Source organism: Flavobacterium sp. N502540 (assembly GCF_025947365.1).
Classification (GTDB): Bacteria; Bacteroidota; Bacteroidia; order Flavobacteriales; family Flavobacteriaceae; genus Flavobacterium.
The window spans coordinates 4668910-4684593 of record NZ_CP110012.1 but is presented as its reverse complement, the minus strand read 5'-3'; the positions used below and the strand labels follow the sequence as shown (position 1 = coordinate 4684593).

Sequence of the window (15684 nt, the reverse complement as noted above, 5' to 3'; positions counted from 1 at the left end):
AAAGACTAATTAGTGTTTAAATGTAAGTGTAAAAGCTATATTTGTGTTTCATTAATTTATAAGAATGGAAGTCTATCACAATAAAGTTGAATACTATACAGTACTCTTTAATAAAATCAACAAAAAATACAACAGCATCAGTATTCTGCGTCTTTTAAGCGTATTTCTGTGTTTGTTTTTATTGTTTTACTACATAAAAACGAATGAAATACTTTGCGTAGCTTTTGCTTTTCTGTCTTTTGTTGGTTTTCTTTTTTTAATGCGTATTCATTCGCATTTATCTTTTAGGAGAGAACATATTAAGGCAATTCTAAAACTCAATAAGAATGAAATTACTTATTTGAAAAGGGAAAGAATTCCTTTTGAGAATGGAATCGAATTCAATGACTTCAGTCATCCTTATGCTTACGATCTGGATATTTTTGGAGAGCATTCGCTATTTCAAAATCTAAACAGAACTGCCACTTATATCGGAGAAAAAACACTGGCAAATCAATTGCTGAATTTGTCTTCCAATGAAACTATTCTCGAAAATCAGGAAGCAATTGAGGAATTGAAAACTAAAATGGATTGGCGTCAGGATTTTTTGGCCTTGGCAATGATTAGTTATGACACAAAGAATACTTATGATGCTTTAATTTATTGGAAATCATTTCAAAATAATAAATTACCTAAAGTTTTAATTGCGTTATCTGTTATTCTTCCAGTTTTGTTTTTTGGTTTTTTGGCAGCCTATTTTATTACTTCAAAAATAATTTTATTATCGTATCTGACCTATGTTTTTATCGCCAATATGATTGTTTTGGGAAGTTCTTTTAAACGAATTCAATCTGAAATAGCGAAGGCTGATAATGTGGATAAAATTATTAAGCAATATAGTTTACTGGTTCAAAAAATCGAGACAGAAACTTTTCAGTCAAAAAGATTGATTGACTTGCAGCAGGAGCTTATTTTTAAGAATGCAACGGCGAGTCAGCATTTAAAAGATCTTTCGGAGCTGTTTTCCAGGATGGATACGATTAACAATTTTGTAACAGCAATGGTTTTTAACGGTATGTTTTTATTCAATTTACATGTTTTAAAAGCGCTTTTGAAATGGAAAGAAAACTATTCTGAAAAATTAGAGCAATGGATTAATATTGTTGGCGAGTTTGAAGCACTGAACAGTTTAGCTAACTTATCGTATAATAATCCTGATTTTGTGTTTCCTGAAATTAATTCCGATTATAAAATTGGGTTTTCAAATTTGAGTCATCCTTTATTAAACTCGGCTACGAGAGTAGGGAATGACACTCACTTTTATCCTGAATCTTTCATGATTTTAACAGGTTCTAACATGTCGGGTAAAAGTACTTTTTTAAGAAGTTTAGGGATCAATATGGTACTGGGAGGAATTGGTTCAGTAGTTTGTGCTTCAAAAGCTAACATGCATCCACTTCCTGTTTTGGTTTCAATGCGATTGTCTGATTCGTTAGCCGATAGTGAATCGTACTTTTTTGCTGAAATTAAACGTTTGAAGCAAATTATGGACGCTTTGGAAGAACGTCCTGCTTTTGTTTTGTTAGATGAAATTTTGAGAGGAACAAACTCTGATGATAAACGAAACGGAACTATCGAAGTCGTTAAAAAAGTAATCGCTAAGAATGCAATTGGTGCGATTGCCACACACGATATTGAGGTGTGTTTGACAACAAATGAATATCCTGAGGTTTTAACCAATCAGTGTTTTGAAGTCGAAATTAAAGACAATGAACTTCATTTTGATTACAAGCTGCGTGATGGAATTTGTAAAAATAAGAGCGCAACCTTCCTGATGAAGAAAATGGGAGTGATATGATAGATTATTCGATTTTTGGATTTTGAGTAAAAGTATAAACTCTGTATGTAATCTAAAGATCCAGAAATCGAATAATCTAAAAATCTATAATTTATTTTTGTACTTCTTTGATTGTATTCACAAAAGCTTCGACAGGCTGAGCTCCCGAAATTGCATACTTTCGATCAAAAACAAAAAACGGAACTCCTTGTATGCCCATATTCTGCGCCTGAATAAGATCAGTATGTACATCGCTTATATAGAGTTTTTCATTTTCAACTGTTTCTCTGACATCCTCTGCGTTTAAACCTGCTTTCACACCAAGTTCAATTAAAGTCTCCGGATCGTTTAAGTCTCTTCCTTCTGTAAAATAAGCCTTAAAGAAAATTTCTTCCATTTCATCGGCAATATTTTTGGTCTTAGCCAACTGAATAATGCGATGTGCCGACAGTGAATTTGAAACTATCGCTTTATCAAAATGATAATCCAAACCAACGCTTTTAGCGTGTTCTACGACTCCTTTGTGCATTTCGATAGATTGTTCAACAGAGATCCCTTTTCGTTCGGCAAGAAAGGTGTAAACGTCTTTATCTGTTTGTGCTTCAATAGTAGGATCAAGTTGGAAACTTTTCCATTCAATTTCAAACTCGTCATTAGGAAATTCAGCTAAAGCTGTTTCCAGTTGTCTTTTTCCGATATAACAAAACGGACACATGATGTCCGACCAAATTTCTATTTTCATTTTGTAAAGTTAAAAAAAAAATGTTTCAGGTTTCAGGTTTTAAGTTTTGGATTTGATTTAAATGATATAGATCCGAGAGGTATTTATAACCTTTCAAACCTAAATTTATTGTGCATTTAACCGCAAGGATTTGCGAACACTGCGGTAATGAGTACAAACTAAGTAAAAAAAATATTAAAAATTTTGCGGTTAAAGTCTGCTCAATCTTTGATCGCATTTCAACTTGAAACTTAAAACTTAAAACTTGAAACTTGAAACTTGAAACTTGAAACTTGAAACAAAAAAAACACCAAAAATAAAAAACCGCAACTCTTTTTGGGAATTGCGGTTTCTAGGTATAAAAAATGGTTGGTTAATAGCGATGTTGTATTTTTTTTACAATGATATGTCTTTAATTTGAAACTAAAAAAGATCTCTGTAACAAAAAGAAGTTTTGATGTTAACTATTTAACATTACCGGCATTACTAACATTGTAACAGTTTCTCCTTCTTCTAAACCGTCTACCGGCGTTAGGATTCCTGCTCTGTTTGGTAATGACATTTCCAACATAATCATATCTGATTGTAAGTTAGTCAGCATTTCAGTTAAAAAGCGTGAGTTGAAACCAATTTGAAGATCATCTCCCTGATAATCACAAGTTAGTCTTTCCTCTGCTTTGTTAGAGTAATCGATATCTTCTGCAGAAACGTTTAATTCAGCTCCGGCAATTTTTAATCGAATTTGGTGTGTCGTTTTGTTAGAGAAAATGGCCACACGTTTCACCGAGCTTAAAAATAAAGAACGGTCAATCATTAATTTGTTTGGATTTTCTTTTGGAATTACCGCTTCATAGTTAGGGTATTTTCCGTCAATCAAACGACAGGTTAAAATATAATTGTCAAATGAGAAAGTTGCATTTGAATCGTTGTATTCAATTTTTACTTCAGCATCAGAAGTTCCCAGGATACTTTTTAAAATATTCAAAGGTTTTTTTGGCATGATAAAATCGGCTACCTGAGAGGCTTTTACATCTGTACGGGCATATTTTACCAATTTATGAGCATCTGTTGCTACGAAAGTTAATCCTTCTGGTGAGAATTGGAAGAAAACCCCCGACATTACCGGACGTAAATCATCATTTCCGGCTGCGAAAATAGTTTTACTTACAGCAGTTGCCAAAACATCAGCAGGAACAAGCGTTACAGATGGTTCTTCAAGACTTACTGATTTTGGAAATTCTTCTCCTGCAGCATATGCTAAAGCATATTTTCCCGAGTTTGAGCTAATTTCAACGGTATTGTTTTCCTCAACGGTAAAAGTTAAAGGTTGTTCCGGGAACGTTTTTAAAATTTCAAGCAAAAGTTTAGCCGGTACAGCAACGCTTCCTTTACTTGTAGAATCGATTGACAACGTAGCAGACATGGTAGTTTCAAGATCTGAAGCCGAAACGGTCAGCTCGCTGTTGTTTAGTTCAAATAAAAAGTTGTCTAAAATGGGCAACGTATTGTTACTGTTAATTACACTACCTAAAACTTGTAATTGTTTTAATAAGTACGAACTCGATACTATAAATTTCATCTCTATTGTTTTATTTTTTTGCTCTTTTCTTTAGTCTTTTCTCAACTAAGATAGGTTTTACAAATATATCGTAAACAATCTTAATTTGCGCATTTTTTTTATTAACATCTAGTTGCTGTATTTTCTTTTTCGAATGTAGGTAAATGCCAGTCCGAAAATCAATAAAATTAGAATTGGAAGTCCGATAGTTATGAATTGCGTGAGTGTGTAATTTTCATAAACTTTCTCTTTGTCTAATAATGGCAGACTGACATCTTTACTTCTAATGTTAATAAGTCCTGTATCGTCCAATAAATAATTAATACAGTTCATCATAAAATCTTTATTGTCGTACAGGTTTCCGGTACGCTGATCGTAGCCCAATTCAACCGGCATCATATTTTTGTCGAGTTGATTTCTGTCTAGGTCCCCATCAGCTATTACGATCATTTTGTTTGGTTTTCCTTTTGCTAAAAACGAGTTTTCTTTGAAAGGTAAAACACGATTTTCAAAAGCAGAGTGGAAGGATCCTTCCAGTAAAACCGAAAGCGGAATGTTTCCTTTGTTTGCATAATCCTGCGGAGTCGTTTTTTCGGTAACGCTATTTAAAGTAATGGGAGCCGGAGTGCCGATTGCTTTTGAATAAGGAGAGGATTGTAGTAAAACCGTTTTTTTGATTCCGTTTTTCAAAGTATCAATCGGACTGGCGAAATCAAATTTGATTCCCCCCAGATTTTTAACGATCGGATGTTGACTGCTCGGCTGCACCAGAGGAGCGTATTTCCATATGAAATCCTGATATTGTGTAGCGCTTCCTTGTTCGCCTGTAGCCAGTTTAAGCGGACTTCCTTGTTCGTCCTTGATCAGATCAGGATTGATTCGGATTCCATATTTAAAAAACATATCGTTAAGATTCAGATCTCTGGGATAAGCCAGAGTCGCTCCCGCCTGGTTGTACAAGCTGTCCATATCGGCGGCAACCTGATCAATTAGCCATAAAGTTTTACCTCCGTTCATGATGAATTGGTCTAAAACCTGTTTTTCCTCATCTGTGAAAGTTTCGGTTGGCTTTGAGATAATGGCTAAGTCATACTTTTTTAAGGCAGCTAAAGTTCCTGTTGGGTTTTGTCCCACAGAATCTAATGTAAACGGACCAATATAATAGCTTTCACGAATTTGCTGCAGCATTTTGGCAATGTGAATCTCGTTTAGCTCTCCATTTCCTTTTATAATAGCTACCTTTTTTTGTCTGTCTTTACTAATTTTATTGATCGCATCTGCAATCGAATATTCTAAATGCTGAATTGATCCGATTACTTTTTGAGTTGTTGAAGCCCCCATGATGTTTTTCAACAATGGAATATTAACTTCTTTATTATTGTAAACTGCAACTGCCCACGGAAAAACCATTGCTTGCGATTGTTTTCCTTTATCATCGACCGTAATGTTTATAGGTGTAAGACCTTTTTGATACAGCGATTTAATAACGTCCATGCTTTCGTCTTCGTTTTCCAGAGGGTTAACAAATTCAAAAACAACATTGCTGTTGTAGGCCTGAAATTCTTCCAGTAACTGACGAGTCTCTTGCTGAAGACGTCTGAAGTCTGCCGGAAGTTCACCCTGCATATAAATTTTAATCGATAGTGGATTCTTTACCTGTTTTACGATTTGCAACGAAGTTTCGGATAAAGTATATCGTTTGTCTTTGGTTAGATCGAATCGTTGAAAGAATAAGCTTCCCAATACATTTAAAGCGATTAAAACAAAAACGGTGATGCCTAATGTCTTAATATTTTGTTGAGTAGATGACTTCATTACGCTTTAAAAGATTTTAATTGATAAACAGTAAACGAGAGAAATAATGCAGTGATACTTAAAAAATAAATCACATCACGAGTATCGATTACACCGCGGCTCATACTTTTAAAATGGTCCTGCATTCCAAATACTGAAACAATAGCAGAAGATCCCGGAATCAGTGATGCGAGTCCTTCAAAACCAAAATAAAGAATAAAACACAGAAAAACAGCTATGATAAAAGCAACAATCTGATTCTCGGACAGGGTAGAAGTAAAGATTCCGATTGCCGAGTAAGCAGCAATTAAAAACAATAGTCCAAAATAAGAACCGATAGTACTTCCCATATCAATATTTCCTTCGGGAGCACCTAAATTTGAAATGACTTTCACATAAATAAGTGTTGGAACAATGGCCAAAACAATTAATAAGAAAGAGCCGAGAAATTTTCCGTTTACGATTTCCCAGATGGATAAAGGTTTAGTTAGTAATAATTCCAGTGTTCCCTGTTTTTTTTCATCAGAAAAACTTCTCATAGTGACAGCCGGAATCAGAAAAATCAGAATCCACGGAGCCAGGGTGAAAAATGGCGTTAAATCAGCATAACCCGAATTTAAAATATTGTAGTCGCCTTCAAATACCCATAAAAATAGTCCGTTGCTGATTAAGAAAATAGCAATGACCAAATAACCTATAGGAGAGCCAAAAAAGGATTTTATTTCTCTTAAAATGATTGATTTCATGTATAACGTTTGTTCGTTTATTTGTTTAATCGTGTAATTTTTTTTGTTTCAGGTCTCAAGTTTCAAGTCGCTTTCCTTTGCGAACTTTGTGTTTTGTAAAAGCTTTTAAGCATGATCTTTGCGGTTAAACGGTTCCAATTTTCAAATCCAGCATATAACATGAAACATGAAACATGAAACATGAAACTTGAAACTTGAAACAAATTAATTTAAACTCACCAGCTTATCCACACTCCAGGCTTCGGGTTTGGCATTGAAAAGTTTTTTGGTAAAACTCCAAACCGTATTAAAGAGCTCAGATTGTCTGTAATTTTCTAAATCTTCTTCAGTTTCCCAGTAGCTGTAAGTGAAAAATATGCATTTATTATTTTTATCCTGATACATCTCTAAAAAACGATTTCCATCCGCTGCTCGTATTTTGTTTTTCACACTTTCGAAATTCTCCAGAAAATCAGGGATTTTCTCTTCATGAAAACTCATTTTTACTATTCGAATAAACATATTACAATTTTAAATTTCTGATTTTAGATTTTAGATTACTGCTATCTCAAATGCTAAAGGTGCGCAAAAATACCAAAATTGATTGTTCTTTTGATGAAAAAAAATAAATTCGAAATTTTGTGTATTTTAAGTTTGAAATTCCAGATCTGAAATCCAAAAAAATATTATAAAAACTTAATCGTAATTACATCTCTGTAATTTAATCCTAAAAGGCTGTTTGCCGAACCCACTTTAGACGGATTGCTTCTGAAAATAGCGATTTCAAGAAATCCGGCTTCGTTAAAAATAGCCAGTTTCTCTCCTTCGTAAGTTTTTATGGGGTATTTGTCAGAACTTGCAATGTCGGAGTAATTGGGTAAAATGGTTTTGATGCTTTTGGGTTTCATTACAATTTCATAAGCCCGTCCTTTTGCAACTTCTGTAAACTGCCTTTTCGAAATATTGGTTACTACGTTCCCGAAATGGTCAATGTAAATCACGTATCCTTTTATAGAGTTGTTGTCACCGGCAACTACGGGCTGCAACTCTGTAATTTGCTTGATTTCTTTGATTTCTTTGCCAATAACATTAAGTAAACCGCCTTTAGAAATGTGACAGGCCACCTTAATAAAAATATCCAAATCGCTAAATTCGCTGGGAAAGCGGTCGTGTATATTGATGGCAACAATTTTTTGCGGAACAATTTTCTGCGTAAGCATGCTTAAAATACCATTATCGGCACAAATAAAGTAATGATCGTTCCATTGCATGGCAATATGCTGATTTTCTTTATTGCGTTCGATATCTACTCCAATTAAGTGAACGGTTCCTTTTGGGAAACTCAAATACGACGCGCCAATAACGTAACTAGCTTCGGCTGTGTTAAATGGGTCAATATCATGCGAAATGTCAACAAGTGTAACCTCCGGATATTCCGATAGTATTTTACCCTTTAGTGAACCAACAAAGTGGTCCTTTAAGCCGTAATCGGTAGTGAGGGTAATTATTGACATAATTTTGTTTATAACTATTGGTAGTATTTAAATCTAATTTTCATTAAATTTGAGAAATGCAAAGCTAGTAATAGTAATTGCAAAAATGAAGAAATGAAAAGACAAATTGCAATTATTGGCCAGAGTTTTCAGTCTCGGTCACACCAACCGAAAACTCCCGCCGAAACTGCGACGAAAAAAAGACCCGACAACTACTGATTTATAAAAACTGATTTATTTTTAATTTAAAACTATCTCATTTGAACGAAAGAATTATTGAGCTCATAGACATCGCTCCAAAAGACTTTTGGGGTGCTCAGGATACGCATCTTGAAATCATTAAAAAGTATTACCCAAAGCTTAAAATAGTAGCGAGAGGGACCACTTTGAAGGCATTTGGCGAGAAAGAAGTTTTAGATGAATTCGAAAAAAGATTCCAGAGGCTTATGCTTCATTTTACCCGATATAATAACATTGACGATAATGTAATCGAACGGGTAATTATGAGCGATGGACAAGATGAAAAAAAAGCATACGATCATGACAAAATATTAGTTCATGGTGTTGGCGGAAAAATCATTAAAGCCATGACGCCTAACCAGCAGTTACTGGTAGATACCATCAAAAAAAATGATATGGTGTTTGCTGTTGGACCTGCCGGAACAGGAAAAACGTACACGGGTGTTGCAATGGCGGTAAAAGCGCTTAAAGACAAAGAGGTAAAAAGGATCATATTGACGCGACCGGCAGTAGAAGCAGGTGAAAACCTGGGATTTTTACCCGGCGATATGAAAGAAAAACTCGATCCTTACATGCAGCCTCTTTATGATGCGTTGCGTGACATGCTTCCCAACGAAAAACTCGAAGATTACATTTTGAAAGGAATTATTCAGATTGCACCATTAGCCTTTATGCGTGGGCGTACACTTGATAATGCTTTTGTAATTCTGGATGAGGCACAGAACACGACACATTCACAAATGAAAATGTTCCTGACCCGTATGGGAAAAAATGCCAAATTTATGATTACAGGTGATCCCGGACAGGTCGATTTGCCACGCAGAACTATTTCCGGTCTGAAGGAAGCACTTTTGGTACTGAAAGACATTGAAGGTATCGGAATTATTTATCTCGATGATAAAGATATTGTACGTCACCGATTAGTCAAAAAAGTAATTGACGCTTACAAGCAGATCGAAAATCACGACTAAGTTTAATTATAGCGAAATGTTAAATGTAAATCGTAAAATGTGTTTTAACATTTATTAATATTCGTTTTATATCTATCTTTAATTAGAGAGATGTAGAACGAATATTTTTTTTTAAATAAAAATTGTAAATTTTGAGAATGCTAAGGATAAATATCATACCAGTTTTTGTAGCTTTTTTTTTCGTATTTAATTTGAGTGCTCAGAATAATAATTATGGAGTAGTAAAAAATAAAATAAAAGGAAAAGAAATTGTAACAGAGTTAATAAAACTTAATTTTTTTAATTTAACAGATAAATCTGATTTAAAGGCAGCTAAGGTTGAATTTGAGAAATCATATGATAAATTGTTTTATTTTGAAGGTACAATGAGAGAAAACTTGACTTTTACTGATAATAGATTTTATTTTATAGATTCTGAGACTCTGTTTGAAGGAGGAGGGTTAATTCAATATTTGGAAGTTGTAAAACCTTTATTTGATAAACTTAACTTAAAACTTGATGTTTCTGATGAATTTAGTAGTCAAACGGAAAAACATTGGAGACATACAATCAAGTTAAATGGAAAAGAATATGTTGCATTTGATAATGATTTTGATGGAAATGATTGGGGGATTGCATTTGTAAATTTTATTGAGATGTTAAATAACGTGCTTAGATTTCAAAATAGTAAAGAACAATTTTATCCAATTAGTTCAGGAAATGATGGAAGAATAGTTTTGTTAACACTTGAGCAATTTGAGTTTGTAACATCACATTATCCAAATAATAATGAACATCCAAGAACAATTAAAGATTGGAAAAAGGATTATTTTTTAAATTAATAGTAAAATGAAACAACTAGATGATTTCTACCTAAAACTTGAAGAACCCGGGAAAGGAGTCTTTTTGGCCTTAAAAGAGATTATCTTAAGACAGGACAAAGAGATTACTCATGTTTTAAAATACGGGATGCCTTTCTTCTGTTATAAAGGGAAAATGTTTTGTTATTTATGGATGCATAAAAAATACAAAAAGCCATATATCGGAATTGTAGAAGGAAAACACTTTGATGAACCTTTTTTACTTCAGGAGGCCCGATCCAGAATGAAAATTATGCTTTTTGATCCTGAAGAAGATTTACCTGTAGAAAGAATTGAACAAATTATTAGACAAGCTCTCCATTTATACAAAACCGGAACTATTAAAGTTTGAATATTTAAAATGGAATACTTAACGTAATAGTTAAATATATAATAAACTTGCTGTTTTTGAAGCTTTCGAAGCCTGTAATTTTTGCTCTTGTGCGAGCAAAGCCGTAATTTTGTCATTCCTAAATACCTGAATTTTAACATGACGAAGCTTAAAAATATAAAAGTTGTAGTAACCGATTTAGACGGAACCTTACTCAACCCTCAACACAGAATATCAGATTATACCAAATCCATTTTTCAGGAACTTCACCATCAAAATTATCTTATCGTTGTAGCTACAGGCCGTCATCATTTGGATGCGATGGCTATTATTGAAACACTTGAAATTCCCGTTTATCTGGTGAGTTCAAACGGAGCAAGGATTCATTCTCCTGAAAGAGAAGAGCTTTTTGCGTTCGATTTAAAAAGTGATGTAGTAAAAGCGGCTTTAGATGTCGAGATTGATCCTGAAATTACAGTAGTTTTATTCAAAGAAAACGTTTGGCAGACAAATAGAATTAATGAGCGATTAAATGCTTTTCAGGCCGAATTAAAATACCACCCTGAATTGGTAGATTATAAAACTCTGGAAGATTTTGCAGCCATTAAAATTTTCTTCTCGCATGAGAATCACGAAAAACTGGTAGCCCTAAAAGAGGCAATTTTAGCAAATTCATCAGGTGATTTACACCATGCATTTAGCTTGCCAACCTGTTTGGAATTCATGGATAAATCGGTTGATAAAGCTGTAGCGATTCAGCGTGTTTTAGAAAAAGAAGGGTTTTCTTTAGAAGAAGCAGTCTCTTTTGGTGATGGTTTTAATGATTTACAAATGTTATCTGCGACCGGAAAAGGTTTAATTATGGGGAATGCTCCGGTCTTACTAAAAGAAACTTTACCTGATCTGGAAGTAATTAAAACCAATGCAGAAGACGGTGTTGCCAATTACATCGCTTCTAAGATTTTGAATAAAGAATTCGTAATGGATTAAAAATAAGAATTTGTTGTATTGCTTTAAACTTTAAACACTTTTACAATCAAAGAATCTGAAAGTCTTCAAAATATGTTTTTGAAGACTTTTTTTTATCTCTTTTATGGATTGGCTGCTTGAAGTTGTAAAAACATTTTTTTAGTAAGTTTCAAAGTGTATTTTTGTTTTATCAAAAAACTATACCATGACAAAAAACATCTTTATTCTTGCCTTTTTTATGCTATCGATTTCGGGCAATAGCCAAACTTTGAAATTAGAAGAAATAATGAAAGGGGAAGGTTTTACTGGAAATCAACCGACTTACGGACGCTGGTCTTTAGACGGTAAAAAAGTATATTTCGAATGGAATCCAACCAATGATTTGGGTGCGAATACCTATTCCTGGCAAAAAGGAGCGGCAAAGCCAACTTTGGTAGAGCCTAAAGAAGCTGCCTTTTCTAAGCTGGATTTTAAAAGAAAACCAACTTCAGACGTAGTGTATTACAGTGACAAAGGAGGTTTGTATTCGTATTCCATCAGTACAAAAACAGTTAAGAAAATTATTCAGCAAAGCACTCCGGTTTCAAATGTTGAACTTGGCGCGGCTGCAGGGATTGTTTTTTTTGAACAGAACGATAACATTTTCAAGTACAATGCAAAAGAAGGAACCGTTTTGCAGTTAACAAACTTTAAAAAAGGAGTAAAAAAGGAAAAAACGCCTGATAAAGAGTCCTTTTTAAAAACACAGCAAAAAGAACTGTTTCAGTTTGTCAGAGATGCTGCGGCTAAAAAACAATGGAATCTTGCCAAAAGCAAAGCCATTAAATCTGATTTTGCAAAGGAATATTTTTATGGAAAAGATAATTTTTACAATTTAAAAGCAGATCCAAACGGAAATTTTGCCACTTTTAGTTTGGCTGAAGAATCAGACAATAAAAAAGAAAAGATGGAGGTTTTTATAACAGATGACGGTTATAATCAAACTCCTGATACAAAAGAAAAAGTGTCGACAGCCAATCTGGTAAAGACTAAATTGGGAATTTATTCTGTTGCCAAAGACAGCGTTTATTATGTTAATTTTTCGACTTTAAGCCATATTCAGGACAATCCGAAGTATTATGAAACGTACGATAACTTAAAAAACAAAGCTAAGGAAGATCGTTTTATTACTGCTCAGGCTCCTGTTTATAACGAGAATGGTTCTGCAGCAATTGTAGAAATCAGAAGTCAGGATAATAAAGACAGATGGCTGGTGAATCTGAACCTTGAGAACGGAACGTTTAAAGAAATCGAACATCAGCATGATGATGCATGGATCGCGGGTCCCGGAATTCCATCCTATTCATTTGATTCCGGAGTTTTAGGCTTTTTAGCAGACAATGAAACTATTTATTTCCAATCTGAGGCAACGGGTTATTCACATTTGTACACGTATAACCTAAAATCAGGGAAAAAGACACAATTGACTACAGGAAATTGGGAAGTTCGTGATGTAGCCTTGTCTAACGATAAAAAAACATTTTACTTAACAACCAATACCACACATCCGGGAAATAGAAATTTTTATAAATTGCCTGCAGCAGGTGGTGCTTTAGAACCTGTTTTAACCAAAGACGGCGCGCATGAAGTTGTCGTTTCTCCGGACGAGAAATCACTTTTAGTACGTTATTCGTATAAAAATATTCCTTGGGATTTTTATATTGCTGACAATAAAAAGAATGCGAGCTTACAGCAAATATCATCTTCAGTTTCTGCAAGTTTTAAAGAATACAAGTGGAGAGAACCGGAAGTAATCACTTTCAAAGCTCAGGATGGAACTCCTGTAAACGCTAGATTATACACTCCAAAAACGGAAAGCGCCAACAAAGCGGCAATCATTTTTGTTCACGGAGCAGGTTATCTGCAAAATGCTCACAATTACTGGAGTAATTATCACAGAGAATATATGTTCCATAATTTATTGACTGATTTGGGTTATACTGTTTTAGACATAGATTACAGAGGAAGTGATGGTTACGGTCGTGATTTCAGAACCGGAATTTACCGTTTTATGGGAGGAAAAGACTTGTCGGATCATTTAGATGGAAAAAAATATTTGGTTGAAAAATATGGCATTGACGCTAACAGAGTAGGTATCTATGGAGGGTCTTACGGTGGTTTTATTACTTTAATGGGAATGTTAACGGCACCGGGTGAATTTGCTTCAGGAGCTGCCTTACGTTCTGTTACGGATTGGGCACATTACAATCACGGATATACCGGAAACATTTTGAACTTTCCTGAAACAGATCCGGATGCCTTCAAAAAAAGTTCTCCTATTTATTATGCCGATAATCTAAAAGGAAATTTAGTGATGTTACACGGAATGGTAGATGATAATGTCGAATACAAAGACATTGTTCGTTTGTCTCAACGCTTTATAGAACTTCAGAAGAAGAATTGGAGTCTGGCATCATTTCCTGTGGAGGCTCACGGATTTAAAGAGACCTATTCTTGGATTGACGAGTACAGCAGAATCCTGAATTTGTTTAACTCGACATTGTTGAAGAAATAGTTTTTAGTTTTCAGTCGCAGTATACAGTCGCAGCGTGAAAACTGTAAACTGCGACTGTATACTGAGACTGAGACTGAGACTGTACTTAGAAAAACGAACAATTAGAAATAGACATTTAATAATTGGATAAACTGATTTACAAAGTAGAAACTAGCGACTATAAGGCATTAATACGTGTTTGGGAATCTTCAGTGAAAGCTACACATGATTTTTTAAAGAATGAAGATTTTGAATTTTATAAAACAATAATCCCTGGTTTTTTTGACCATATAACACTACATTGTATAAAGAATAGTACAAAGGAGATTGTTGGATTTATGGGCACGAATGATGAAAATCTGGAAATGCTGTTTGTTTCGGCAAATGAAATAGGAAAAGGTATTGGAAAAGAACTTTTACTGTATGCCATTCAAAATTTAAATGTAACAAAAGTTGATGTTAATAAAGATAATATACAAGCTTTGGAATTCTATCAGCATTTTGGTTTTGAAGTAAAATCGATGTCTGATGTAGACGGTTGCGGGAAACCATATCCTATTTTACATATGGAATTAACAAATGGGGAAAGGAATAACAGTAGCAGTTTACAAACCGGTAACTGCGACTGAGACCGTGACTAAAAAAAAGAATCTGAATAGGTTCTTTTTTTCTTTTAATTAGTTTTAAATTTGCATTCATAAAAAAACAACACAACACTAGACAATGAGTAATACAATCACAACTACAAACTTCAGTTTCCCAAATCAGAAATCGGTTTATAGAGGAAAAGTAAGAGAGGTTTACAACATCAATGACGATCTTTTAGTAATGGTAGCAACCGACAGACTTTCGGCTTTTGATGTAGTTTTACCAAAGGGAATTCCGTATAAAGGACAAATTTTGAATCAGATTGCTACAAAGTTTATGGAGTTAACTCAGGATATTGTACCAAACTGGCTGATTGCAACTCCGGATCCAAATGTAGCTGTGGGACATTTATGTGAGCCTTTTAAAGTTGAAATGGTGATTCGTGGTTATGTTTCAGGACACGCTGCACGTGAATATGCAGCCGGAAAAAGACAAATTTGCGGCGTTACAATGGCAGAAGGGTTAAAAGAAAACGATAAATTTCCGGAGCCTATTATTACACCTACTACAAAAGCAGATAACGGTTCTCATGATGAAGATATTTCACGCGAAGATATTCTGGCAAAGGGAATTGTTTCTGAAGAAGATTACCTTGTTTTAGAAAAATACACCCGTGCTCTGTTTCAGAGAGGTACTGAAATTGCGGCAAGCCGTGGTTTGATTTTGGTAGATACTAAATATGAGTTCGGAAAAACAAAAGAAGGTGTGATCGTTTTAATTGACGAAATTCATACACCGGATTCTTCCCGTTACTTTTATGCTGAGGGATACAAGGAAAGACAAGAAAAAGGAGAGGAGCAAAAACAATTGTCAAAAGAGTTTGTACGTCGTTGGTTGATCGAAAATGGTTTTCAGGGGCAGGAAGGACAGCAAATTCCTGATATGTCAGATGAATACATTCAGTCTGTTTCGGAGCGATACATCGAATTGTATGAAAATATTTTGGGAGAAAAGTTTGTAAAAGCTGATATCGATAATATTGATCAGCGTATCGATAAAAATGTATTAGAGTATCTTTCAGGAAAATAATAATTTTTATACCGACC

Annotated in this window: 14 protein-coding genes; 8 read left to right on the top strand and 6 right to left on the bottom strand. The window is 34.3% G+C overall.

Translation table 11 applies throughout. The features are described from left to right. Window positions 1-64 precede the first annotated feature (64 nt). Window positions 65-1837 (top strand): MutS-related protein, encoded by a 1773-nt coding sequence (locus OLM58_RS19565; RefSeq protein WP_264530254.1) that lies wholly within the window; start codon window positions 65-67, stop codon window positions 1835-1837. A 91-nt stretch (window positions 1838-1928) separates the two neighbouring features. Here the strand turns inward: OLM58_RS19565 and OLM58_RS19560 are convergent, their stop codons facing one another. The 6 genes from OLM58_RS19560 to OLM58_RS19535 all read right to left on the bottom strand — a co-directional run bounded on the left by OLM58_RS19560 (window position 1929) and on the right by OLM58_RS19535 (window position 8128). Beyond that, a complete protein-coding gene (locus tag OLM58_RS19560) occupies window positions 1929-2558 on the bottom strand; it encodes a DsbA family protein (protein WP_264530253.1) in 630 nt (209 codons plus the stop codon). Between the two features lie 439 nt (window positions 2559-2997). After that, entirely contained in the window at window positions 2998-4116 is a 1119-nt protein-coding gene (gene dnaN, locus OLM58_RS19555; protein WP_026109975.1) for a DNA polymerase III subunit beta, read from the bottom strand. Window positions 4117-4224: 108 nt separating this feature from the next. Then, the gene (gene gldG / locus OLM58_RS19550; RefSeq protein ID WP_264530252.1) at window positions 4225-5910 is read right to left on the bottom strand and encodes a gliding motility-associated ABC transporter substrate-binding protein GldG; all 1686 of its coding nucleotides are present in this window, start codon (window positions 5908-5910) and stop codon (window positions 4225-4227) included. Continuing rightward, a complete protein-coding gene (gene gldF, locus OLM58_RS19545; protein ID WP_264530251.1) occupies window positions 5910-6635 on the bottom strand; it encodes a gliding motility-associated ABC transporter permease subunit GldF in 726 nt (241 codons plus the stop codon). The genes gldG and gldF overlap by 1 nt, the downstream gene beginning before the upstream one ends. 204 nt (window positions 6636-6839) lie before the next feature. Then, window positions 6840-7136, bottom strand: a complete 297-nt coding sequence (locus OLM58_RS19540) for a putative quinol monooxygenase (RefSeq protein ID WP_264530250.1) — start codon at window positions 7134-7136, stop codon at window positions 6840-6842. 164 nt (window positions 7137-7300) lie between these two features. Then, window positions 7301-8128 carry an S-adenosyl-l-methionine hydroxide adenosyltransferase family protein gene (locus OLM58_RS19535; RefSeq protein WP_264530249.1) on the bottom strand — a complete coding sequence of 276 codons (828 nt, stop codon included), beginning with the start codon at window positions 8126-8128 and terminating at the stop codon, window positions 7301-7303. Between the two features lie 239 nt (window positions 8129-8367). On the opposite strand from OLM58_RS19535, the gene OLM58_RS19530 reads away from it, so the two are divergent. The 7 genes from OLM58_RS19530 (at window position 8368) to OLM58_RS19500 (ending at window position 15667) form a co-directional block, all read left to right on the top strand. Further along, a complete protein-coding gene (locus OLM58_RS19530) occupies window positions 8368-9318 on the top strand; it encodes a PhoH family protein (RefSeq protein ID WP_017496394.1) in 951 nt (316 codons plus the stop codon). Between the two features lie 137 nt (window positions 9319-9455). Next, window positions 9456-10139, top strand: coding sequence for a hypothetical protein (locus OLM58_RS19525; RefSeq protein ID WP_264532453.1), 684 nt, complete (start codon window positions 9456-9458; stop codon window positions 10137-10139). Window positions 10140-10146: 7 nt separating this feature from the next. Then, entirely contained in the window at window positions 10147-10509 is a 363-nt protein-coding gene (locus tag OLM58_RS19520) for a DUF1801 domain-containing protein (protein ID WP_264530248.1), read from the top strand. Between the two features lie 138 nt (window positions 10510-10647). Then, window positions 10648-11478: a Cof-type HAD-IIB family hydrolase gene (locus tag OLM58_RS19515; protein ID WP_264530247.1), complete on the top strand. Its 831-nt coding sequence runs from the start codon at window positions 10648-10650 to the stop codon at window positions 11476-11478. A 184-nt stretch (window positions 11479-11662) separates the two neighbouring features. Then, window positions 11663-14011, top strand: coding sequence for a S9 family peptidase (locus OLM58_RS19510; protein ID WP_264530246.1), 2349 nt, complete (start codon window positions 11663-11665; stop codon window positions 14009-14011). Window positions 14012-14133: 122 nt separating this feature from the next. Beyond that, the gene (locus OLM58_RS19505) at window positions 14134-14619 is read left to right on the top strand and encodes a GNAT family N-acetyltransferase (RefSeq protein WP_264530245.1); all 486 of its coding nucleotides are present in this window, start codon (window positions 14134-14136) and stop codon (window positions 14617-14619) included. A gap of 94 nt (window positions 14620-14713) precedes the next feature. Further along, window positions 14714-15667, top strand: coding sequence for a phosphoribosylaminoimidazolesuccinocarboxamide synthase (locus OLM58_RS19500; protein WP_264530244.1), 954 nt, complete (start codon window positions 14714-14716; stop codon window positions 15665-15667). Window positions 15668-15684: the final 17 nt, after the last annotated feature.

Coding starts and splice junctions, on each gene's coding strand:
- OLM58_RS19560 (WP_264530253.1), bottom strand. CDS start 2,558: ATGAAAATAGAAATTTGGTCGGACATCATGTGTCCGTTTTGTTATATC.
- OLM58_RS19540 (WP_264530250.1), bottom strand. CDS start 7,136: ATGTTTATTCGAATAGTAAAAATGAGTTTTCATGAAGAGAAAATCCCT.
- OLM58_RS19520 (WP_264530248.1), top strand. CDS start 10,147: ATGAAACAACTAGATGATTTCTACCTAAAACTTGAAGAACCCGGGAAA.
- gldG (WP_264530252.1), bottom strand. CDS start 5,910: ATGAAGTCATCTACTCAACAAAATATTAAGACATTAGGCATCACCGTT.
- OLM58_RS19525 (WP_264532453.1), top strand. CDS start 9,456: ATGCTAAGGATAAATATCATACCAGTTTTTGTAGCTTTTTTTTTCGTA.
- OLM58_RS19510 (WP_264530246.1), top strand. CDS start 11,663: ATGACAAAAAACATCTTTATTCTTGCCTTTTTTATGCTATCGATTTCG.
- OLM58_RS19500 (WP_264530244.1), top strand. CDS start 14,714: ATGAGTAATACAATCACAACTACAAACTTCAGTTTCCCAAATCAGAAA.
- dnaN (WP_026109975.1), bottom strand. CDS start 4,116: ATGAAATTTATAGTATCGAGTTCGTACTTATTAAAACAATTACAAGTT.
- OLM58_RS19565 (WP_264530254.1), top strand. CDS start 65: ATGGAAGTCTATCACAATAAAGTTGAATACTATACAGTACTCTTTAAT.
- OLM58_RS19535 (WP_264530249.1), bottom strand. CDS start 8,128: ATGTCAATAATTACCCTCACTACCGATTACGGCTTAAAGGACCACTTT.
- OLM58_RS19515 (WP_264530247.1), top strand. CDS start 10,648: ATGACGAAGCTTAAAAATATAAAAGTTGTAGTAACCGATTTAGACGGA.
- gldF (WP_264530251.1), bottom strand. CDS start 6,635: ATGAAATCAATCATTTTAAGAGAAATAAAATCCTTTTTTGGCTCTCCT.